18 protein-coding genes are annotated in these 18,485 nt (G+C 65.4%); 11 read left to right on the top strand and 7 right to left on the bottom strand.

Annotated features, from left to right (window positions below; genetic code table 11):
• Window positions 1-2: 2 nt before the first annotated feature.
• Entirely contained in the window at window positions 3-1,301 is a 1,299-nt protein-coding gene (locus AB4Y42_RS28085; RefSeq protein ID WP_368695971.1) for a lactonase family protein, read from the bottom strand.
• 232 nt (window positions 1,302-1,533) lie between these two features.
• Here AB4Y42_RS28085 and AB4Y42_RS28080 point away from each other — a divergent pair, with 232 nt between their 5' ends.
• From AB4Y42_RS28080 to AB4Y42_RS28070, 3 genes are all read left to right on the top strand, one after another.
• A complete protein-coding gene (locus AB4Y42_RS28080; protein WP_081771773.1) occupies window positions 1,534-1,683 on the top strand; it encodes a DUF3096 domain-containing protein in 150 nt (49 codons plus the stop codon).
• A gap of 176 nt (window positions 1,684-1,859) precedes the next feature.
• Window positions 1,860-3,722: a glycoside hydrolase family 15 protein gene (locus tag AB4Y42_RS28075; protein ID WP_368690884.1), complete on the top strand. Its 1,863-nt coding sequence runs from the start codon at window positions 1,860-1,862 to the stop codon at window positions 3,720-3,722.
• Between the two features lie 306 nt (window positions 3,723-4,028).
• Window positions 4,029-5,336, top strand: a complete 1,308-nt coding sequence (locus AB4Y42_RS28070; protein ID WP_368695970.1) for a polyhydroxyalkanoate depolymerase — start codon at window positions 4,029-4,031, stop codon at window positions 5,334-5,336.
• Window positions 5,337-5,467: 131 nt separating this feature from the next.
• On the opposite strand, the gene AB4Y42_RS28065 is transcribed toward AB4Y42_RS28070, so the two are convergent.
• Window positions 5,468-6,100, bottom strand: coding sequence for a TetR family transcriptional regulator (locus AB4Y42_RS28065; RefSeq protein ID WP_069265354.1), 633 nt, complete (start codon window positions 6,098-6,100; stop codon window positions 5,468-5,470).
• A gap of 443 nt (window positions 6,101-6,543) precedes the next feature.
• Between AB4Y42_RS28065 and rsxB the strand changes: the two genes are divergently transcribed.
• From rsxB to AB4Y42_RS28050, 3 genes are all read left to right on the top strand, one after another.
• Window positions 6,544-7,389, top strand: coding sequence for an electron transport complex subunit RsxB (gene rsxB / locus AB4Y42_RS28060; RefSeq protein WP_368695969.1), 846 nt, complete (start codon window positions 6,544-6,546; stop codon window positions 7,387-7,389).
• 35 nt (window positions 7,390-7,424) lie between these two features.
• Window positions 7,425-8,069: an endonuclease III gene (gene nth, locus AB4Y42_RS28055; RefSeq protein ID WP_368695968.1), complete on the top strand. Its 645-nt coding sequence runs from the start codon at window positions 7,425-7,427 to the stop codon at window positions 8,067-8,069.
• A 93-nt stretch (window positions 8,070-8,162) separates the two neighbouring features.
• A complete protein-coding gene (locus AB4Y42_RS28050) occupies window positions 8,163-8,597 on the top strand; it encodes a DUF1841 family protein (RefSeq protein WP_324141311.1) in 435 nt (144 codons plus the stop codon).
• A gap of 129 nt (window positions 8,598-8,726) precedes the next feature.
• Here the strand turns inward: AB4Y42_RS28050 and AB4Y42_RS28045 are convergent, their stop codons facing one another.
• Both AB4Y42_RS28045 and AB4Y42_RS28040 read right to left on the bottom strand, forming a co-directional pair.
• Window positions 8,727-9,101, bottom strand: coding sequence for a cytochrome c (locus tag AB4Y42_RS28045; RefSeq protein ID WP_368696002.1), 375 nt, complete (start codon window positions 9,099-9,101; stop codon window positions 8,727-8,729).
• A gap of 39 nt (window positions 9,102-9,140) precedes the next feature.
• Window positions 9,141-9,506 (bottom strand): c-type cytochrome, encoded by a 366-nt coding sequence (locus AB4Y42_RS28040; protein ID WP_158757323.1) that lies wholly within the window; start codon window positions 9,504-9,506, stop codon window positions 9,141-9,143.
• Between the two features lie 419 nt (window positions 9,507-9,925).
• Between AB4Y42_RS28040 and AB4Y42_RS28035 the strand changes: the two genes are divergently transcribed.
• From AB4Y42_RS28035 to AB4Y42_RS28015, 5 genes are all read left to right on the top strand, one after another.
• Entirely contained in the window at window positions 9,926-10,777 is an 852-nt protein-coding gene (locus AB4Y42_RS28035) for a MoxR family ATPase (RefSeq protein WP_324159749.1), read from the top strand.
• Window positions 10,778-10,811: 34 nt separating this feature from the next.
• On the top strand, window positions 10,812-11,984 hold the full coding sequence (locus tag AB4Y42_RS28030) for a VWA domain-containing protein (protein WP_368695967.1): 1,173 nt from the start codon (window positions 10,812-10,814) through the stop codon (window positions 11,982-11,984).
• A 113-nt stretch (window positions 11,985-12,097) separates the two neighbouring features.
• Window positions 12,098-13,324, top strand: a complete 1,227-nt coding sequence (locus AB4Y42_RS28025) for a benzoate/H(+) symporter BenE family transporter (protein WP_368695966.1) — start codon at window positions 12,098-12,100, stop codon at window positions 13,322-13,324.
• Between the two features lie 306 nt (window positions 13,325-13,630).
• Window positions 13,631-14,590: a transaldolase gene (tal, locus tag AB4Y42_RS28020; protein WP_368695965.1), complete on the top strand. Its 960-nt coding sequence runs from the start codon at window positions 13,631-13,633 to the stop codon at window positions 14,588-14,590.
• A 274-nt stretch (window positions 14,591-14,864) separates the two neighbouring features.
• Complete coding sequence (locus tag AB4Y42_RS28015) at window positions 14,865-15,290, top strand: VOC family protein (RefSeq protein ID WP_368695964.1); 426 nt, start codon at window positions 14,865-14,867, stop codon at window positions 15,288-15,290.
• Between the two features lie 36 nt (window positions 15,291-15,326).
• On the opposite strand, the gene AB4Y42_RS28010 is transcribed toward AB4Y42_RS28015, so the two are convergent.
• The 3 genes from AB4Y42_RS28010 to AB4Y42_RS28000 all read right to left on the bottom strand — a co-directional run bounded on the left by AB4Y42_RS28010 (window position 15,327) and on the right by AB4Y42_RS28000 (window position 18,443).
• A complete protein-coding gene (locus AB4Y42_RS28010) occupies window positions 15,327-16,442 on the bottom strand; it encodes an FUSC family protein (protein ID WP_368696001.1) in 1,116 nt (371 codons plus the stop codon).
• A 217-nt stretch (window positions 16,443-16,659) separates the two neighbouring features.
• The gene (gene mctP, locus AB4Y42_RS28005) at window positions 16,660-18,210 is read right to left on the bottom strand and encodes a monocarboxylate uptake permease MctP (protein ID WP_368690890.1); all 1,551 of its coding nucleotides are present in this window, start codon (window positions 18,208-18,210) and stop codon (window positions 16,660-16,662) included.
• Complete coding sequence (locus AB4Y42_RS28000; protein WP_133181977.1) at window positions 18,207-18,443, bottom strand: DUF3311 domain-containing protein; 237 nt, start codon at window positions 18,441-18,443, stop codon at window positions 18,207-18,209. The genes mctP and AB4Y42_RS28000 overlap by 4 nt, the downstream gene beginning before the upstream one ends.
• Between the last annotated feature and the right edge of the window lie 42 nt (window positions 18,444-18,485).

The following is an 18,485-nucleotide window of genomic DNA, read 5'->3' as shown; positions in this document are numbered from 1 at the left end:
CGTTACTGCGCGACGAACTTGAAATCGACCGGTGAGCCGATCTCGATGCGCTTCGGGTTCGGCGCGAGCAACCCAGTCTGCTGATCGCGGCGGAACACGTAGGCGGTATCGCTGTTCTGGTTGCCGACGATGAGCCACTGCCCGGTCGGATCGATCGCGAACTCGCGCGGCGACTTGCCGAGGCTCGACTGGCGCCCCACGCGCCTAAGCTTGCCGCTGTCGCCATCGACGGCAAAGATCGAGATGTCGTTGGCGTCGCCGCGATTGGAAACATAGAGGAACTTGCCGTCCGGCGACAGATGGAGTGCCGCCGCGCCCTGGGTTCCCTTGAAGCCCGGCTCCGCGAGCTTCTCCACTTGCTCCGGCTTCATGTGGCCATCGTGATACGCAAACACCGTCACGGTGGCGGCCAGTTCGCTCGTGAGATACGCGTGACGCCCGTCATTGCCGAAGATCAGGTGACGCGGACCGCTGCCTGACTTCACATCGGTATAACGCCACTCGGTGGGGCTCACCAGGCCGCGGCTGCCGTCCGGCGTGTAGAGATACGTCCACAGCTTGTCGGTGCCGAGATCCTGGGTGAAGAGATAGTGCCCGTCTGGCGAAAACACCGTCGAGTGCACGTGCGCGTTGTCCTGACGCCCCTTCACGGGGCCGCCGCCCTCGTGGTGCACGGTGAGCACGGACTCGCCCAGCTTGCCGTCCTGCTGCACGGGCAGGACCGCGAAGCTGCCGCCCGGGTCGGCGGCGACCGAGTAGTTCGCCACGAACAGATAGCGCCCGTCCGGCGAGAGGCTCAGGTAGCACGGATCGTTGCCCTGCGCAGACACCTTGTTGAGAAACGTGAGCTGACCGCTTGCGGCATCGAAGCCGAACGCGCTCACGTCGCCGCGCAGGCTCGCGGGACCGTTGTCGCCGGGCAGCTCGTTCACCGCATAGACGAAGCGGTTGTCCTTGCTCACCACGAGAAACGACGGGTTCACCGTCTTCGCCACGCTGACCGGCTGCATGTCGCCCGTCTGCGTATCGAAGTGGTAGACGTAGAGGCCCTCGCTTTTGCCGCTCGTATAGGTGCCGACGATCAGGTTGTAGACGCCACCCGCGGGCGCGGTCGTGGAAGCGGATTGCGCGAACGCATGCGTCGCGGCGACGGAAGCCATGATGACAACACCTTTGACGAGCTGGGTGAGGAGATGCGCGGGTCGGCGCTCAGTCCGGCGCGACCGGGAAAGGCTACCTGAATCGGCGGAGGAGCGGGAGGGCGTGGGCACGGCGTTTGCGGCGGCACGGCGAAGGAACATGTCGACCTCCTTTTTCTTGTCGATCCAGGGGAGCGAGTCGGCCCTCGTCGCCATGCCGACCGTATTCGTCCCGCTTTCGTCTGATAACTGGGACACCGGCCCAGTATAGGAGAGGTCGCGAGCGCTCGCCCCGCAAGCGCGCAGCGACGAGTCCAGACCTAGGTCGAAGCAACAACAAGCCACCAGGGCATCAACGCAAAGGTTCGAAACCCGCCGCCACCAGGGAGCCGTCATGAACATTCACGTCGCCATCGGGCCGCTCGTCGCGCTCATCGCAGGCATTCTGATTCTCGCCGTGCCGCGTCTGCTCAACTACATCGTCGCGCTGTATCTGATCATCATCGGGGTCATCGGGCTGTTCGGCGTGGGCGGGCATCTGTGACCCGCTCAGGTCGCGCCCGACGGCGTTTGTTGACGCAGGCGAGATGAGTATTTGCGCGTGCTGCTGCGCAAAACGCATTGCGCAGGCGGCCCCGCTGCCACTACTCTTGTGCGTGCATGCCGCGCCGCTGCGGCAAGCGGCTTTCGTTTTCGAGCAACGCTGTCAATCTGCTTACTATGCCCGCACCCATTGAAGACTACGCACTGATCGGCGACGGCCACACGGCCGCGCTCGTTTCCCGCGCCGGATCCATCGACTGGCTCTGCTGGCCGCGCTTCGACTCCGGCGCCTGCTTCGCCGCCCTCCTCGGCACGGAGGAAAACGGCCGCTGGCTCATCGCGCCCGCGCAGCCCGAAGAGGGCGCGAAAGTCGAGATCAAGACCACGCGCCGCTATCGCGGCGACACGCTGATCCTCGAAACCGACTTCGAAACGCCGGAGGGCGCGGTGACGCTCATCGACTTCATGCCGCCCGGCAACGGCTGGTCCGAACTCGTGCGCATCGTCGTGGGCCGGCGCGGCACCGTGCGCATGGAAAGCCAGTTCGTGCTGCGCTTCGACTACGGTTTTTCGGTGCCGTGGGTGAGCCGCCTCACCTACGAGAGCGGCATCAAGGCCACGGTGGGCCCGGACACGGTCGTGCTGCGCACGCCCGTGGACCTCCAGGGCGAGAACATGCACACGGTGGCGCAGTTCGACGTGAAGGAAGGCGAGCGCGTGCCGTTCTCGCTTTCGTATGCGGCCTCGCACCTGCGGCTGCCGCCGCCGCGCGACCCGTTCACGGCGCTCGCGCGCACCGAGAACTTCTGGACCGAATGGGCCTCGCGCAGCACCGTAGAAGGCCGCTGGGCCGAACCCATCCGCCGCTCGCTCATCACGCTCAAGGCGCTGGCCTACGAGCCCACCGGCGGCATCGTCGCGGCGCCCACCACGTCGCTGCCCGAGCAGCTGGGCGGCACGCGCAACTGGGACTACCGCTACTGCTGGCTGCGCGACGCGACCATCACGCTGCTCGCGATGATGCGCGGCGGCTACTACGACGAAGCCCGCGCCTGGCGCGCATGGCTCGGCCGTGTGATGGCAGGCTCGCCCTCACAGTTGCAGATCATGTACGGGCTCGCCGGCGAGCGCCGTCTGCCCGAATTCGAACTCGACTGGCTGCCCGGCTACGAAGGCGCCAAACCGGTGCGCGTGGGCAACAACGCGGTCGGCCAGCTGCAGCTCGACGTGTACGGCGAAGTGATGAACGCGCTGCACCTCGCGCGCGTGGGCGGCCTGCAGGCCGACGACACCGCATGGTCGATCCAGTGCGCAATGCTCGAGCACCTGGAGACGATCTGGACCAAACCCGATGAGGGCATCTGGGAAACGCGCGGCGGCCGCCAGCATTTCACCTTCTCGAAGGTGATGGCGTGGGTCGCCTTCGACCGCGCCATCAAGTCGGCGGAAAAATTCGAGCTGCCCGGGCCGCTCGATCACTGGCGCGAACTGCGCTCGACGATCCACGCGACCATTTGCGAGCGCAGCTTCAACAAGGATCTGAATTCCTTCACGCAGATCTACGGCGGCACCGATCTCGACGCGAGCCTGCTGCTCATGCCGCTGCTCGGCTTCCTGCCCGCGGCGGATCCGCGCATCGCCGGCACGGTCGCGGCGATCGAGCGCGATCTCATGTGTGAAGGTTTTGTGATGCGCTACCGCACCACCGAATTCAACGATGGACTGCCGCCGGGCGAAGGCACCTTCCTTGCGTGCAGCTTCTGGATGGTCGACAACCTGGCCCTGCAAGGCCGCATGGACGACGCACGCCGCATGTACGAGCGCCTGCTTTCGCTCGCCAACGACGTGGGATTGCTCGCCGAGGAATATGACCCCATTGCGGGGCGTCTGGTCGGCAACTTCCCGCAGGCGTTCTCGCATGTGGCGCTCGTGCATACGGGCCTGAATCTCATGCGGCACGAACAGGAAATGGCGAAGGAGACGGGGCACCCCGCGGTCGGCGGCGCGTCGGCCGAGCCAGCTGTTGTATCCGCATCGTGAATGTTCGAAAGCGCCTGGACGTTTTCGCGGGCTGGGGTACACTAGGGATGCTGCGTTGCACAACAACCGGGCGGAACAGTACCGCCCGCGCCGCCTGGCAACGGGGCGAAACGCGTGTACCGCCTTGCAGCGCGCTTGCAGCCACAAGCCGCGAGACGCCTGCGGGTGTGTCCGCGCTAAAGCCCTCCGGGCGGCGGCCGATAAACAACCTGACTGACCGACCAACCTTGCCGGCCCGCATCTGCTCCGCGCCTCATCCGCGCGCGACCCGGGTGCGAACCGCTCCTTGAAGATGCCGGAGCGCCCATGCTCTATCAAATCCGTGAATTCCAGCGCGCGTTGCTCAGCCCGCTGACCGCCTGGGCCCAGGCCGCCTCGAAATCGTTCTCGAATCCGACGAGCCCGTTTTCACTCGTGCCGGGCGCCACGCGCTTCGCCGCAGGCTACGAACTGCTGTATCGCCTTGGCAAGGACTACGAGAAGCCCGAGTTCAACCTTCGCCAGATCGTGAAGGACGGCTTCAATATTCCGATCGTCGAGCAGACCATCATCGAGAAGCCATTTTGCCGCCTGCTGCGCTTCAAGCGCTACGCCGACGACACCGGCGCCGTGGCCGCGCTCAAGGACGAGCCGGCCGTGCTCGTGTGCGCGCCGCTCTCGGGCCACCACGCCACGCTCCTGCGCGACACCGTGCGCACGCTGCTGCAGGACCACAAGGTGTACATCACCGACTGGGTCGACGCGCGCATGGTGCCGCTCGAAGCCGGTCCGTTCCATCTCGACGACTACGTGGCGTATATCCAGGAATTCATCCGCCATATCGGCGCGAAGAATCTGCATGTGCTGTCGGTTTGCCAGCCTACGGTGCCCGTGCTCGCGGCCATCTCGCTGATGGCGAGCCGCGGCGAGGACACCCCGCTCACGATGACGATGATGGGCGGCCCGATCGACGCGCGCCGCAGCCCCACCGCCGTCAACTCGCTCGCCACCGAGCATTCGCTCGACTGGTTTGCGAACAACGTGATCCACCCCGTGCCGGCGAACTATCCGGGCGAAGGACGCGAGGTGTATCCGGGCTTCCTGCAGCACGCGGGTTTCGTCGCGATGAATCCGGGCCGCCACACCACCGCGCACTGGGACTTCTACAAGAGCCTGCTGCGCGGCGACGAAGAGGACGCCGAAGCACATCGCCAGTTCTACGACGAATACAACGCGGTGCTCGACATGGCCGCCGAGTATTACCTCGAGACCATCCGCACCGTGTTCCAGGATTTCAGCCTCGCTGAAGGCACGTGGGACGTGGCCGGCGAACGCGTGCGTCCGCAGGACATTCGCGACACGGCGCTCTTCACGATCGAAGGCGAACTCGACGACATTTCGGGCGCAGGCCAGACGCGCGCCGCGCACGATCTGTGCACGAGTATTCCCGAGACGAACAAGCATCATCTGACTGCCGAGAAATGCGGCCACTACGGCATCTTCTCGGGCCGCCGCTGGCGCACGATCATCTATCCGCAACTGCGCGATTTCATCCGCCAGCACCAGCAGGCCGCCAGCCACACGGGCAAGGAAGCGTCTGCCCGCGGCCGCTCGGCACAAGGCGTCGTCGCCTGACCAAGGCTTGCGCTTCACGCGAGCGCACGCAGTCCGCACCAGCAACACAATCCGCGCGCCGTCCCAGGACGGCGCGTGGCGTTTGTGGAGCGTGAAACGGCTTCGCGAATCTGCCGCGTGCGAGTCGTGCGCTATTTGCGCATGAGATACGCGAGCAGCATCTCCGTGTTGAGCTGAATGACTTCCGCGCGTTCGGCCGTTGTGCTGAAGTCGCGACCGAGCGTGGCGTTGAGCGTGTAGCGGTTCGAGACGATGTAATAGCCCATGCCCGAAAGCGTCACGTAGAGGCGCAATGGATCGATGCTCGGGCGGAACAGTCCCGCAGATTCACCGCGCGTGAGAATCGAACCGAGCGTCGCCACGATCGGCGAGATCATCTCGCGAATTCGTGTGGACTTCTGCATATATCGCGCCTCGTGCAGATTCTCATTGTTCACGAGCCGCAGCAGTTCGGGATTGTCGCGATAGTAGTCCCACACGAAATGCGCGAGCCGCGTGATCGCCTCGACGGGTGCGAGCCCCGAGAGATCGAGCGCGCGCTCGGCTTCATTGAGCGCGCCGAATGCGTGCTCGAGAACCGCCGTGAATAGTTGCTCCTTGCTGCCGAAGTAGTAATAGAGCATGCGCTCATTGGTTTCCGCGCGTCGCGCAATCTGGTCGACGCGTGCGCCGAACAGGCCGCCATTGGCGAATTCTTCCGCCGCGGCAAGCAGAATGCGGCGGCGTGTGCCTTCAGGATCTCTTTTGATTTTTGGCTGATTCATGGTGGCAGGATCTCGTTAAGCCGCGTTGTCCGGTTTACGTTGTCGGGCAATACTGCGCCGGGCCTCTCCTCGCCCTGGTATCGACAACGTTGTGCGGGGCGCGCCAGGTTAATGGACAGACACCCTCCGACCTACGGTCTTGCGTTCCTTCTTGTTTGTTTGATGTCGTTGCGAGCCGACATCGTTCTTCCCCCTGTCTGCCTCCTGCGAAGCACGTTGCCTGCCGTGCCCGACATGTACCGCTTACGTCTATTGATTTCCCCTGGACTGCACGGTGCTTCGCATTAAGCGCTTTGATTATGGCACATGGCCCGCCGATGGCAATGCGGGAAATCGGCGATAATGCAGGCTTTGGCGCTGTGCATGTGCGCGCCTTGAGACCCGGTGCGAAGCCCTGCGCCGCAAGGTCACGCCACCGCCCGCCCCGCCCCGATGTAGCGAACGTGAACGATCCCAAAACACTCGCAGATCGCATCGAAGATCTGCTGCCCCAGACCCAATGCACGAAGTGCGGCTATGACGGCTGCCGGCCCTACGCCGAAGCCGTCGCCGCCGGCACCGCCAACTACAACCAGTGCCCGCCAGGCGGCCTGGAAGGCGTCGAGCGTCTCGCGACGCTGCTCGGCAAACCCGTCATCCCGATCAATCCGGACAACGGCGTGGAGCGCGCACGTCCGGTGGCGTTCATCGACGAACAACTGTGCATCGGCTGCACGCTGTGCATGCAGGCGTGCCCCGTCGACGCGATCGTGGGCGCGCCCAAGCAGATGCACACCATCGTCAAGGATCAGTGCACGGGGTGCGACCTGTGCGTCGCGCCCTGCCCGGTCGACTGCATCGCAATGATTCCCGTTACGGGCGAGGCGACCGGCTGGGACGCATGGACACAGCAGCAGGCCGACGAAGCCCGCGTGCGGCATGACCGGCGCGCCGCGCGCCAGGCCGCCGAACGCAATGCGGCCGAGGCGCGCGCCGCCGCACGCCGCGCCGCCACGAGCGCGCCGCAGGCCCACGCACCGCAAGCGCCGCAAGACGCCGCCACGCCACCCGCAAGCGCCCCCGCCGACGACGCCGAAGCGAAGAAGAAAGCGATCATCCAGGCCGCGCTCGAACGTGCCCGCCGCAAGAAGGCGGAATTGGCCGAACAGGGTGTGGGACCGCGCAACGTCGAACACGTGAGCGCCGATGTGCAGGCGCAGATCGACGAGGCCGAGGCGCGCCGCAAGCGCATCGGCATCGAGTCGAATACATCGGACTCGACGCCCGACGACGACAAATCCGCGCGATAGCGCTCCGCAACGCAACGGCCCCACGCACAACGAGCATGAATGCCACCAAGCGCCGCGCCATCTACGAAACGCTGCAAAGCCTCAATCCACATCCCACCACCGAGCTGGAATTCAACACGCCGTTCGAACTCCTGATCGCCGTGATGCTCTCGGCGCAGGCCACCGACGTTTCGGTGAACAAGGCCATGCGCCGGATGTTTCCGGTCGCCAACACGCCGGAAACGGTGCTCGCGCTGGGCGAGGAAGGAGTGGCCGATTACATCAAGACGATCGGCCTTTATCGCACCAAGGCCAAGAACGTCATCGCGACGTGCCGCATTCTCATCGAGCAATACGGCGGCGAGGTGCCGCCCACGCGCGAGGCGCTCGAAGCCCTGCCCGGGGTTGGACGCAAGACCGCGAACGTGGTGCTCAACACGGCCTTCGGCCAACCGACCATCGCCGTCGACACGCATATCTTTCGGGTTGCGAACCGAACGGGACTCGCGCCCGGCAAGGACGTGCGCGCCGTCGAACTCGCACTGGAAAAATTCACGCCGGCCGAGTTCCGCCAGGACGCGCATCACTGGCTCATCCTGCATGGCCGCTATGTGTGCAAGGCGCGCCGGCCCGAATGCTGGCATTGCGTGATCGAGCCGCTGTGCGAGTTCAAGCCGAAGACGCCCCCGCCGGAGCTCTGAGCGAGCGCGAGCGCCCCGGCGTAAAATGATCGATCCAGGCGTCGCAGCGCGACGCTGCACGATTTGGCGCCTCACCCCTACGACCGACTCACGATGTTCAATCCCAGCCGCGACGAAGTCCGCCGCTTTTTCACCGAGACCTGGCGCAAGCAGCGCGCGGGCGAAATCCTCACGCCGCTCGAGGCGATCGCCGCCGACTGGATCGTCGAGCACCCCGAATATCACGCCGAACTCACCGACGCCGATGCGGCCGCCGCGCAGGACTACTCGCCCGAGCGCGGCCAGAGCAATCCGTTCCTGCATCTGTCGATGCATCTGGCGATCAGCGAGCAGCTTTCGATCGACCAGCCGCCCGGCATCCGCGCCGCGCACGACCGGCTCGCCGCGCGTCTCGGCTCCACGCACGACGCGCAGCACGCGATCATGGAATGCCTCGGCGAAACGATCTGGGAAGCGCAACGCACGAACACGCCGCCCGACACCGACGCCTATCTGATGCGCATCGAGCGCCGCGCTTCCCGCGATTGAAGCGCGACTGCAGCACATCTAAAAGCAATCAGGCCGCAAAAAAACACCCCGCGAACGCCTCGCCGAAAACGAGACCCACGCGGGGTGTTTCACATGATGCGGCACGCATGGCGCGCGCCGCGCTAACGCTTATTTCTTGTTGACGAGGTCGCCGCCGAGCGACTCGATGTACGCAGCGAGATCCTTCATGTCGCTCTGCGAAAGGCTCTGCACCTGCGCCTGCATGATCGGATTGTTGCGGCCGAGGTGCGGATTGCTCGTGCCCATCTGGTACTGGCGCAGCGCCCAGTAGATGTAGTCGGCGTGCTGGCCGGCGAGCTTCGGATATTCGGGGCTCACGGGCTTGTTCAGGCCCGGGCCGTGACAGGCCGCGCAGTTGTGGCTGTCGGCGAGGATCTTGCCGTTGGAGGCGTCGGCCGCGTGTGCGGGATTGAGCGCGAGCGCGGCGGCCAGTGCGAGCCCGGCGCCCGCGAGCTTGATGGTTGCACCGGCAAACGAAGGCATAGCCGTGTAGGGCTTGTTCATGGGTTCTCCACCTGCCGGTTATTTATTCGGATTGTCTTTCGACGCGGCCGTTTGCGACGCATAGTAGGCCGCGATGTCGGCGATGTCCTGTTCGGTGAGCGAGGACGCGATCGCGTGCATCGTCTCGAAATGCCGGTCGCCCTTCTTGTAGGCGAGCAACGCGTTCATGATGTACTGCGCGTTCTGGCCGCCCAGAATGGGCACGTGGTAGACCTCGGGGTAAGCGGTGCGGTAGTCGGGAATACCATGACAGCCGATACACATCGCCACCTTGTCCTGACCCGCCTTCGCGTTGCCCACGACGTCCGCGTGAGCCGTGACCGCGAAGCACGCCAGCATGGTGATTGCGCCCGTGATGACGTGCTTGCCGACAATTTTTTTCATAGCATCCAACCTGGCTTGAGGGGATTCGAACGCCCGAACCGCAGGCCACGGCCTGCGCCGCATTACTGCTGTTTTACTTTTGGGGTCGCCGTGCAGGCCGAAAAAAATCGGTCCGAGTATACCGCGACGCCGCGCCGCCCGTCCACCGGCCGCGCCACGCCTGGCGGGCCTCGGAGCGCCTCGCGAGGCCCCGCGGCGGGCTTGCGGCGGCCACGCAGCGCCCTGCCGCGCCGCCTCGCCCGCAGACAACCCGGAGGAACCCTGGCACGCGCAACGGACTCGCCGCACACCGTCGCGAGACGGCTGGCAGCGCTTGCGACCGTGCCCCAAAGAGCGGACCCAACGATACGCGGTGGCGCGCCGACGCAACACCCCATCTGACTTATACTGGGATTTTTTTCCCAGCGAGCGGATTCACCATGCGCGCCACGCGTTTCGAAGGCTCATCGCAGTACGTCGCCACCGACGACCTCAAGCTCGCGGTCAATGCCGCGATCACGCTGAAACGCCCGCTGCTCATCAAGGGCGAGCCCGGCACCGGCAAGACCATGCTGGCCGAAGAAGTGGCTGCGGCACTGGATATGCCGCTCATGCAGTGGCACATCAAGTCCACCACGAAGGCGCAGCAAGGGCTCTACGAGTACGACGCGGTCTCGCGCCTGCGCGACTCGCAGCTCGGTGACGAACGCGTGAAGGACATCGCCAACTACATCGTCAAAGGCGTGCTGTGGCAGGCGTTCGAGTCGGACGAGCAAAGCGTGCTGCTGATCGACGAGATCGACAAGGCCGACATCGAGTTCCCGAACGACCTGTTGCGCGAACTCGACCGCATGGAGTTCTATGTCTACGAGACTCGCCAGCTCATCAAGGCGAAACAGCGTCCGCTCGTCATCATCACGTCGAACAATGAGAAGGAGCTGCCCGACGCTTTCCTGCGCCGCTGCTTCTTCCACTACATCAGCTTTCCCGATCCGGCGACGATGCAGCGCATCGTCGAGGTGCACTATCCGGGCATCCGCAAGGAACTGCTCAACGCGGCCATGGAAAGCTTCTTCGAACTGCGCAACGTCGCGGGCCTGAAGAAGAAGCCTTCTACTTCGGAACTGCTCGACTGGCTCAAGCTCCTGCTCGCCGAAGAGATCCCGCCCTCGGCGCTGCGCGCGGTCGACGGCTCGAAGTCCATGCCGCCGCTCGCCGGCGCGCTGCTCAAGAACGAGCAGGACATGACGCTGTTCGAGCGCCTCATCTACATGAACCGCCACAACCGTTGACAGGAAAACCGCGCGCGAAAGCCGGAGACACCGCATGCTGATCGACTTCTTCTACACGCTGCGCGACGCGAAGCTGCCGGTTTCCGTGAAGGAGTACCTCACGCTCGTCGAAGCGCTCAAGGCGCGTGTGATCGCGCCCTCGCTCGACGACTTCTACTACCTCGCGCGCATGACGCTCGTGAAGGACGAGCAGTACTTCGACCGCTTCGATCAGGCGTTCGGCGCGTATTTTCGCGGCATGGAGAAGAAGTCGGAACTGGCCTTCGAGATCCCCGAAGACTGGCTCAAGAAGCGGCTGGAGCGCGACTTCACGCCCGAACAGCGCGCGCAGATCGAGGCGATGGGCGGCCTCGACAAGCTCATGGAACGCCTCAAAGAGCTGTTCGAAGAACAGAAGGAGCGCCACGAGGGCGGCAGCAAGTGGATCGGCACGGGCGGCACGTCGCCCTTCGGCCACGGCGGCTATAACCCCGAAGGCATCCGCATCGGCGGCGAAGGCGGCCAGCGCAGCGCCGTGAAAGTGTGGGATGCGCGCGCATACCGCGACTACGACGACCAGGTCGAAATCGGCACGCGCAACATCAAGGTCGCGTTGCGCCGCCTGCGCCGCTTCGCGCGCGAAGGGGCGGCGGAAGAACTCGACCTCGGCGACACGATCCGCAGCACCGCCGCGAACGCGGGCTGGCTCGACCTCAAGATGGTGCCGGAGCGCCACAACAACGTGAAAGTGCTGATGCTGCTCGACGTGGGCGGCTCGATGGACGATCACATCAAGCGCACCGAAGAGCTGTTCTCGGCCGCCAAGGCCGAGTTCAAGCATCTCGAGTTCTATTACTTCCACAACTGCGTGTACGACCACCTGTGGAAGAACAACCGCCGCCGCCACGCCGAGCGCACGCCGACGTGGGACCTGCTGCACAAGTTCACACCCGACTACAAGCTCATTTTCGTGGGCGACGCCACCATGAGCCCGTATGAGGTGCTGCAGCCGGGCGGCTCGGTCGAGTACAACAACCCCGAAGCGGGCGCCGTGTGGCTGCGCCGCCTCGCCGACCAGTTCCCGCATTTCGCCTGGCTCAACCCCGAGCCCGAGCGACTATGGGAGTACCGCCAGTCGGTGTCGATCATCCGCGAGATTCTCGGCCACCGCATGTACCCGCTCACCGTCGCCGGGCTCGAAACGGCCATGCGCGTGCTGAGCAAATAGGCGCCCGCACTCCCGCCCTTTTCCGCTTGTTCGAGGCGGCGCGTGCCTGAAGGTGTCTTCAGGCCGCGCCGCCCGAAGCCGTCATACCTAAGCAAAAACTGGAGACCACCCGCATGACCGCCCCCTCTTCCCCCGACCTGCCAGCGGCGTTCAGGCCGGGACCGCTGCGGCCCTTCGCCGACACCTCGGTCGCCACGATCGTGGCCGGCTTCGTCGCGATGATGACCGGCTACACCAGCTCGCTCGTGCTGATGTTCCAGGCCGGCCAGGCTGCGCATCTGTCCGACGCGCAGATCTCCTCGTGGATCTGGGCGCTGTCCATCGGCATGGCCCTGACCACCATCGGCCTGTCGCAGTGGTTCCGCGCGCCCATCGTGATCGCGTGGTCCACGCCGGGCGCGGCGCTGCTCATCAGCTCGCTGCCGCACGTGCCGTATGCCGAGGCGATCGGCGCCTATCTCGTCTGCGCCGTGCTGCTCACGGCCGTGGGCCTCACCGGCTGGTTCGACACGCTCATGAAGCGCGTTCCCGCCGGCATCGCGGCGGCGCTGCTCGCGGGCATCCTGTTCGAGATCGGCATCGAGATCTTCCACGCCGCGCAGGTGCAGACGCCGCTCGTGCTCACGATGTTCTTCGGCTATCTGATCGTGAAGCGCTTCGTGCCGCGCTATGCGATCGTCGCGACGCTCATGATCGGCATCGCCGCCGCGGCCATGCTCGGGCTGCTCGACTTCAGCCACTTCCGCGTGGCGGTGGCCAGACCCGTGTTCACCATGCCGGCGTTCTCGCTCACCGCGGTGGTGAGCATCGGCATTCCGCTCTTCGTCGTGGCGATGGCCTCGCAGAACGTGCCCGGCATCGCCGTGCTGCGCGCCGACGGCTACGACCACACGGCCGCGCCCTCCTCGCCGCTGATCGCCACCACGGGCATAGCCTCGCTCGTGCTCGCGCCGTTCGGCTCGCACGGCGTGAACCTCGCCGCGATCACGGCGGCGATCTGCACCGGCCCGCACGCCCACGAAGACGGCACGAAGCGCTATATGGCGGCCGTGTGGTGCGGCATCTTCTACCTGATCGCCGGCACCTTCGGCGCGACCATCGCGGCACTGTTCGCGGCGTTCCCGCAGGCGCTCGTGGTGTCGATCGCGGCGCTCGCGCTGTTCGGCTCGATCATGAGCGGCCTCACCAACGCCATGCAGAACCCCAGCGAGCGCGAAGCCGCGCTCATCACCTTCATGGTGACGGCCTCCGGGCTCACGCTGCTTTCCATCGGCGCGGCGTTCTGGGGACTCGTGGCGGGCGTCATCACGCAGTTCGTGCTCAACGCGCGGCGCGCCTGACCCGTGTGAGCCGCCGCCGCATGCGCCCGCCAGCCCCGCTGGCACGGTGTGTGCGGCGCGTTTGCCATGCCCCATGCCCGCGCGAAACGCAACGCCATGCGTTTCCGCCATAAAATGACGATGTGAGCCGCGCCCACACGCGCGGCAAGATGCGCCCCACCCGGCTTGCCGCCCAATCCGCGCGGGCCAAGCCGGCAGGCGCAGCGCCTTTCTGGTTCCGCCCGGCGCGCCCTAGGTTCACGCCTGGAGCGCGCCGGCCGTTCAACTCTCACCGATGCAGGCGCGCACGCGCCCACAAGGCCTGACATGACTACCGCACTCGACCAGCTCAAGCAGTACACCACCGTCGTCGCCGATACGGGCGACTTCCAGCAATTCGTGCAGTACAAGCCGCAGGACGCGACGACCAACCCGTCACTGATCCTCAAGGCGGTCCAGAAAGCCGAGTACCGTCCGCTGCTCGAAAAAACCGTGCGCGATCACGCGAGCGAGTCGCTCGAGTCGATCATCGACCATCTGCTGATCGCGTTCGGCACCGAAATCCTCAAGATCATTCCGGGCCGCGTCTCGACCGAAGTCGACGCCCGCCTCTCGTTCGACACGAAAAGGTCGATCGACAAGGCGCACCACATCATCGACCTGTACAAGCAGGCCGGCATCGGGCGCGAGCGCGTGCTGATCAAGCTCGCCTCCACCTGGGAAGGCATCCGCGCCGCCGAAGCGCTGCAAAAGGACGGCATCCACTGCAACATGACGCTGCTGTTCTCGCTCGCGCAGGCCGCCGCGTGCGCCGAAGCGGGCGCGCAGCTCATCTCGCCGTTCGTGGGCCGCATCTACGACTGGTACAAGAAGGCCAAGGGCGCCGACTGGGACGACGCGAAGGACGGCGGCGAGAACGACCCGGGCGTGCAGTCGGTGCGCAAGATCTACGCGTACTACAAGAAGTTCGGCCACAAGACCGAGGTGATGGGCGCGAGCTTCCGCAACACGAGCCAGATCGTCGAGCTGGCCGGCTGCGACCTGCTCACCATCAGCCCGGACCTGCTGCAGAAGCTCCACGACAGCAACGAGAAGGTCGAGCGCAAGCTCTCGCCGGAAGCGTTCAAGGACGCGAAGATCGAGCGCGTGGCCGTGGACGAGCCGTCGTTCCGCTTCCAGCTCAACGACGACGCCATGGCGACCGAAAAACTCGCTGAAGGCATCCGTGCGTTCGCCGCTGACGCAATCAAGCTCGAAAAGATGATCGAAGAGCTGCGCGCGAAGTAAAGCGCCGGCGCGCCATGCAGCGCGCATCGCAGTATCGATGACCGAGGGCCGCACATGGCGCATGTGCGGCCCTTTGTGTTATGGCGCGGACTGCAACGACCGTTCCCGTCTGCACTCTCGCAAACCCTGACGACACACCGCTCGGTCACGTCATCGTGCGCGCCTAGAATCAGGGCAGCGGCGCAACCCGCCGCACGATCCGGCCCCGTGCACACCCTCGCACGGAATCGCATGATAAAGGCCGGCCAACGTCCCGTCCGCAAGGAAACCGACGATGCAAATCCAGCCCTATCTCTTTTACCCCGGCAACTGCGACGAAGCGATCGCGTTCTATGGCGAAGCGCTCGGCGCAAAAGAAGTGATCAAGATGCGCTTCAAGGAAGCGCCGCCGGACCCCGCGCGCCCCATGCCGCCCGAATTCGCCGAAAAGATCATGCACGCGACGCTCCAGATCGGCGACGCGCAAATCATGGTGTCCGACGGCGGCTGCATGACGCAGAACGACAAGTTCCTCGGCTTCGGCGTCTCGCTGACCGGGTCCGACATCGCCACGGCCGAACGCTACTTCGACGCGCTGTCCAAAGGCGGTACGGTCACGATGCCGTTCCAGAAGACCTTCTGGTCGCCCGGCTTCGGCATGCTGACCGACAAGTTCGGCGTGCCGTGGATGGTCTCGGCGCCGCACGACCAGCCCGCCTGATCCATCGCTGCCACGCCTGGAGGAGCGCGCCCGGCGTCACACCATGCGGTGTGTCGCGGCGCGCTCGATGTTCCAGCGCGGCTCGGTCTCGAGCAGGAGCGCGCGCAGGCGCTCCACCTGCTCCTCCACACGCAGGCTGAGCCAGTAGGGTCCCTGCATCCGCGGCTCGGGGCAGCCCTGCGGCTCGCCCTGCATGCTTTCGTTGACGGGCTCGCCCGCCCGGTCGCCCTCGCCACTGCCCTCTCCCCGCGCCGCCACCGTGCGCAGCGCCTGCTGCGCCGCCTCGGGGTGACGCCCGCCGCCAAAGCGCAGCGCCCGCGCCGTGGCGAGCAGCGCCCGGCGCACGGTCTCGCTGCGCTCGGCGAACGCCACGCGCACGAGCGCCTGCTCGTAGCTGCCCGTGCCCGTACAGAGCATCTCCAGCGCGCTCAGCAGCGAGCGATGCAGACGCTGCACCTGTTCGAGCCGCGCGAGCGGCACGTCGATCTCCTTGGCGACCGAGGGCATCAGCGCGCGCAGTTGCACGAGCCGCGCGTTCAGGCGCATGAAGGTCTGCACCTGCTCGTCGGTGTCGACGTGCACGCCGCCCGCCACCCGCGCGTAAACGCGCGCGCATTCGCGCAGATTGTCGGCGAGGCTGTAGCGCCACGAATACGTCGCGTGCAGCGGCAACGCAAACGAAAACACGAGCGCGATGACGATGCCGAGAATCACGTTGAGCGTGCGCCAGAGGCCCGTATCGATGAGGTTGTCGCCGTGCCCCGCGACGATGCACATGGTGATGGCGGCCAGCAGCGCGACATAGCCCGGCTTGCCGATGGCGTAGTAGCCGCACACGGCGGCGACGAGCGACATCAGCACGTAGGTGAGCCACACGGAACCGGTAACGGCCTGCACGACGATGAGCACGAGCCCGATCACGGCGCCGAGCAGCGTGCCGAGCGCGCGTTCGGCGGCCTTCTTGCGGATGTTGCCCTGGTGCTGCAGCCCGCCGATCACGACGAGCAGCGTGACCGACGCCCAGATGCCGTGCGGAATATGGATGCCCGACGTCGCAAGAATCGAGGCGAGCATGGCGAGACCCACGCGCACGCTGTGGATCACCTTGGCGTTGCGGTAGCGATAGTACGGCGAGGCCAACGCGCGCCACATGCGCGCGAGACGCGAGCGGCGGCGCGGCGCTCGCAGGCGTTGCGCGCCGCTGCGCCCGGATCGGGAACGGGATTCGGTTTGGGACGAGGCCATGGCACGGGCTGGACGTGAGCCGGATCAGCGATCATCGTGCACCAGAAAAACAAATGCCCGCAACTGTGTGTTGCGGGCATCGGGTACGACACTGGCCCGGCGGCATGCGCCGGGCATGAGCGGATCAGCCCTCGACGACGTCGAGATAGTCTTCCGGCCGCGTGCGATCCGCGCCCTTTTGCATGCCGACCACGTGCACGAGCGCCGACACGACGATCGCGACCACGAGGTTCACGATCAGCGACCACACCGCGGCGTAGCCCGGAATCGCCATGCCGAACAGGTGGATCGTGAAGATCGAGCCCTTCAACTGCAGCGAGATCGCCATCCACGTGCCCGTGGCAATGCCGGCCGCCCACCCGATCAGCAAACCGCGGTAGTCGAGCATGCGCGTGTAGAGACCGAGCACGATGGCGGGCAGCGTCTGGATGATCCAGATACCGCCGAGCAGCTGCAGCTGGATCGCGTACGTGAGCGGCAGGCCCAGGATGAACGCCACCGCACCGACCTTCACGATCAGCGAGACCAGCTTGGCGATGTTGGTCTCCTGCTCGTGATTCATGTTGCGGTTGATGAACTCCTTGTGGATGTTGCGCGTGTAGAGGTTGGCCGCCGCAATCGACATGATCGCGGCGGGCACCAGCGCGCCGATACCGATGGCTGCGAACGCCACGCCCACGAACCACGACGGGAAGAAGTGCAGGAACAGCGCCGGCACCGCGAAGTTCGGACCGAAGGCCTTGAAGTACGGCGCGAACTCCGGCATGTCCTTCACGCCCGCGGCGAGCGCCATGTAGCCGAGCAGTGCGAGCAGACCGAGCACCAGCGAGTACGCCGGCAGCATCGCCATGTTGCGGCGGATGGTGTTGCCCGACGACGACGACAGAATTGCCGTGACCGAGTGCGGATACAGGAACAGCGCGAGCGCCGACCCTACCGCGAGTGTCGCGTAGGCGCTATAGCCGTTCAGACTCGTGGCGTCCGGCGACTTGAGCAGCAGCTTGGCCGGCGGCACCGCGCCGAAGATGTGGCCGAAGCCGCCCATCTGCGCGGGAATCACGATGATCGCGACGATGATCGTGATGTAGATGAGGATGTCCTTCACCACGGCGATCATGGCCGGCGCGCGCAGGCCCGACGTGTACGTGTAGGCGGCGAGAATCGCGAACGCGATGATGAGCGGCAGGTCGCCGACGAAGCCCGTCGTGTCGAAGCCGAGTGCGCCGATCACCACTTCGATACCCACCAGCTGCAGCGCGATATACGGCATGGTCGCGACGATGCCCGTCACGGCGATGGCTAGCCCGAGCATGCGGCTGCCGTAGCGCGCGCTCACGAAGTCGGCCGAGGTCACGTACTGATGGCGTTTAGCGACGGCCCAGAGCTTCGGGAACACGACGAACGCGAACGGATAGATCAGGATCGTGTACGGCAGCGCGAAGAAACCCGTTGCGCCCGCACCGAACACGAGCGCCGGCACAGCGACGAAGGTGTACGCGGTGTAGAGATCCCCGCCGAGCAGGAACCAGGTGACGATCGTGCCGAAGCGGCGGCCGCCGAGGCCCCACTCTTCGAGATGCGCGAGATCGCCCTTGCGCCAGCGTGCGGCAAAGAAGCCGAGCACCGTGACGCCGAGGAAGAACAGAATAAAGACTGCGGTTGCTGTGACGTTCATTGCGCGCCCCCTTCATCGCCCTTGTTGCGGGTCTTCGTCTTGAAGTAGACGAGCGCGGTAATGGCAGCGCTGATCAGCACCCAGAGAAGCTGATACCAGTAGAAAAACGGGAAGTCCCACAAAGTGGGCTCGATCTTGTTGTACGACGGCACCCAGATCATCGCGATCCAGGGCAGCAGCAAAAGCCACAGCCAATGCTTGCTTGGTTTTCCGGCGTCGGCGTCGTGAGCCATGACGTCTCCTCGTTGCTTATGTAGTTATGCGGCCTTGCTTTG

Source organism: Paraburkholderia sp. EG286B, assembly GCF_040965655.1.
Lineage (GTDB): Bacteria > Pseudomonadota > Gammaproteobacteria > Burkholderiales > Burkholderiaceae > Paraburkholderia.
Note: the sequence above shows the minus strand (reverse complement) of the source record. Positions and strands in the feature narration are given on the sequence as shown.

Bases quoted from the DNA above. Each gene is read 5' to 3' on its own strand.
- AB4Y42_RS28085 (WP_368695971.1), bottom strand. From the start codon at position 1,301: ATGTTCCTTCGCCGTGCCGCCGCAAACGCCGTGCCCACGCCCTCCCGC.
- AB4Y42_RS28080 (WP_081771773.1), top strand. From the start codon at position 1,534: ATGAACATTCACGTCGCCATCGGGCCGCTCGTCGCGCTCATCGCAGGC.
- AB4Y42_RS28075 (WP_368690884.1), top strand. From the start codon at position 1,860: ATGCCCGCACCCATTGAAGACTACGCACTGATCGGCGACGGCCACACG.
- AB4Y42_RS28070 (WP_368695970.1), top strand. From the start codon at position 4,029: ATGCTCTATCAAATCCGTGAATTCCAGCGCGCGTTGCTCAGCCCGCTG.
- AB4Y42_RS28065 (WP_069265354.1), bottom strand. From the start codon at position 6,100: ATGAATCAGCCAAAAATCAAAAGAGATCCTGAAGGCACACGCCGCCGC.
- nth (WP_368695968.1), top strand. From the start codon at position 7,425: ATGAATGCCACCAAGCGCCGCGCCATCTACGAAACGCTGCAAAGCCTC.
- AB4Y42_RS28050 (WP_324141311.1), top strand. From the start codon at position 8,163: ATGTTCAATCCCAGCCGCGACGAAGTCCGCCGCTTTTTCACCGAGACC.
- AB4Y42_RS28045 (WP_368696002.1), bottom strand. From the start codon at position 9,101: ATGCCTTCGTTTGCCGGTGCAACCATCAAGCTCGCGGGCGCCGGGCTC.
- AB4Y42_RS28040 (WP_158757323.1), bottom strand. From the start codon at position 9,506: ATGAAAAAAATTGTCGGCAAGCACGTCATCACGGGCGCAATCACCATG.
- AB4Y42_RS28035 (WP_324159749.1), top strand. From the start codon at position 9,926: ATGCGCGCCACGCGTTTCGAAGGCTCATCGCAGTACGTCGCCACCGAC.
- AB4Y42_RS28030 (WP_368695967.1), top strand. From the start codon at position 10,812: ATGCTGATCGACTTCTTCTACACGCTGCGCGACGCGAAGCTGCCGGTT.
- AB4Y42_RS28025 (WP_368695966.1), top strand. From the start codon at position 12,098: ATGACCGCCCCCTCTTCCCCCGACCTGCCAGCGGCGTTCAGGCCGGGA.
- tal (WP_368695965.1), top strand. From the start codon at position 13,631: ATGACTACCGCACTCGACCAGCTCAAGCAGTACACCACCGTCGTCGCC.
- AB4Y42_RS28015 (WP_368695964.1), top strand. From the start codon at position 14,865: ATGCAAATCCAGCCCTATCTCTTTTACCCCGGCAACTGCGACGAAGCG.
- AB4Y42_RS28010 (WP_368696001.1), bottom strand. From the start codon at position 16,442: ATGTGGCGCGCGTTGGCCTCGCCGTACTATCGCTACCGCAACGCCAAG.
- mctP (WP_368690890.1), bottom strand. From the start codon at position 18,210: ATGAACGTCACAGCAACCGCAGTCTTTATTCTGTTCTTCCTCGGCGTC.
- AB4Y42_RS28000 (WP_133181977.1), bottom strand. From the start codon at position 18,443: ATGGCTCACGACGCCGACGCCGGAAAACCAAGCAAGCATTGGCTGTGG.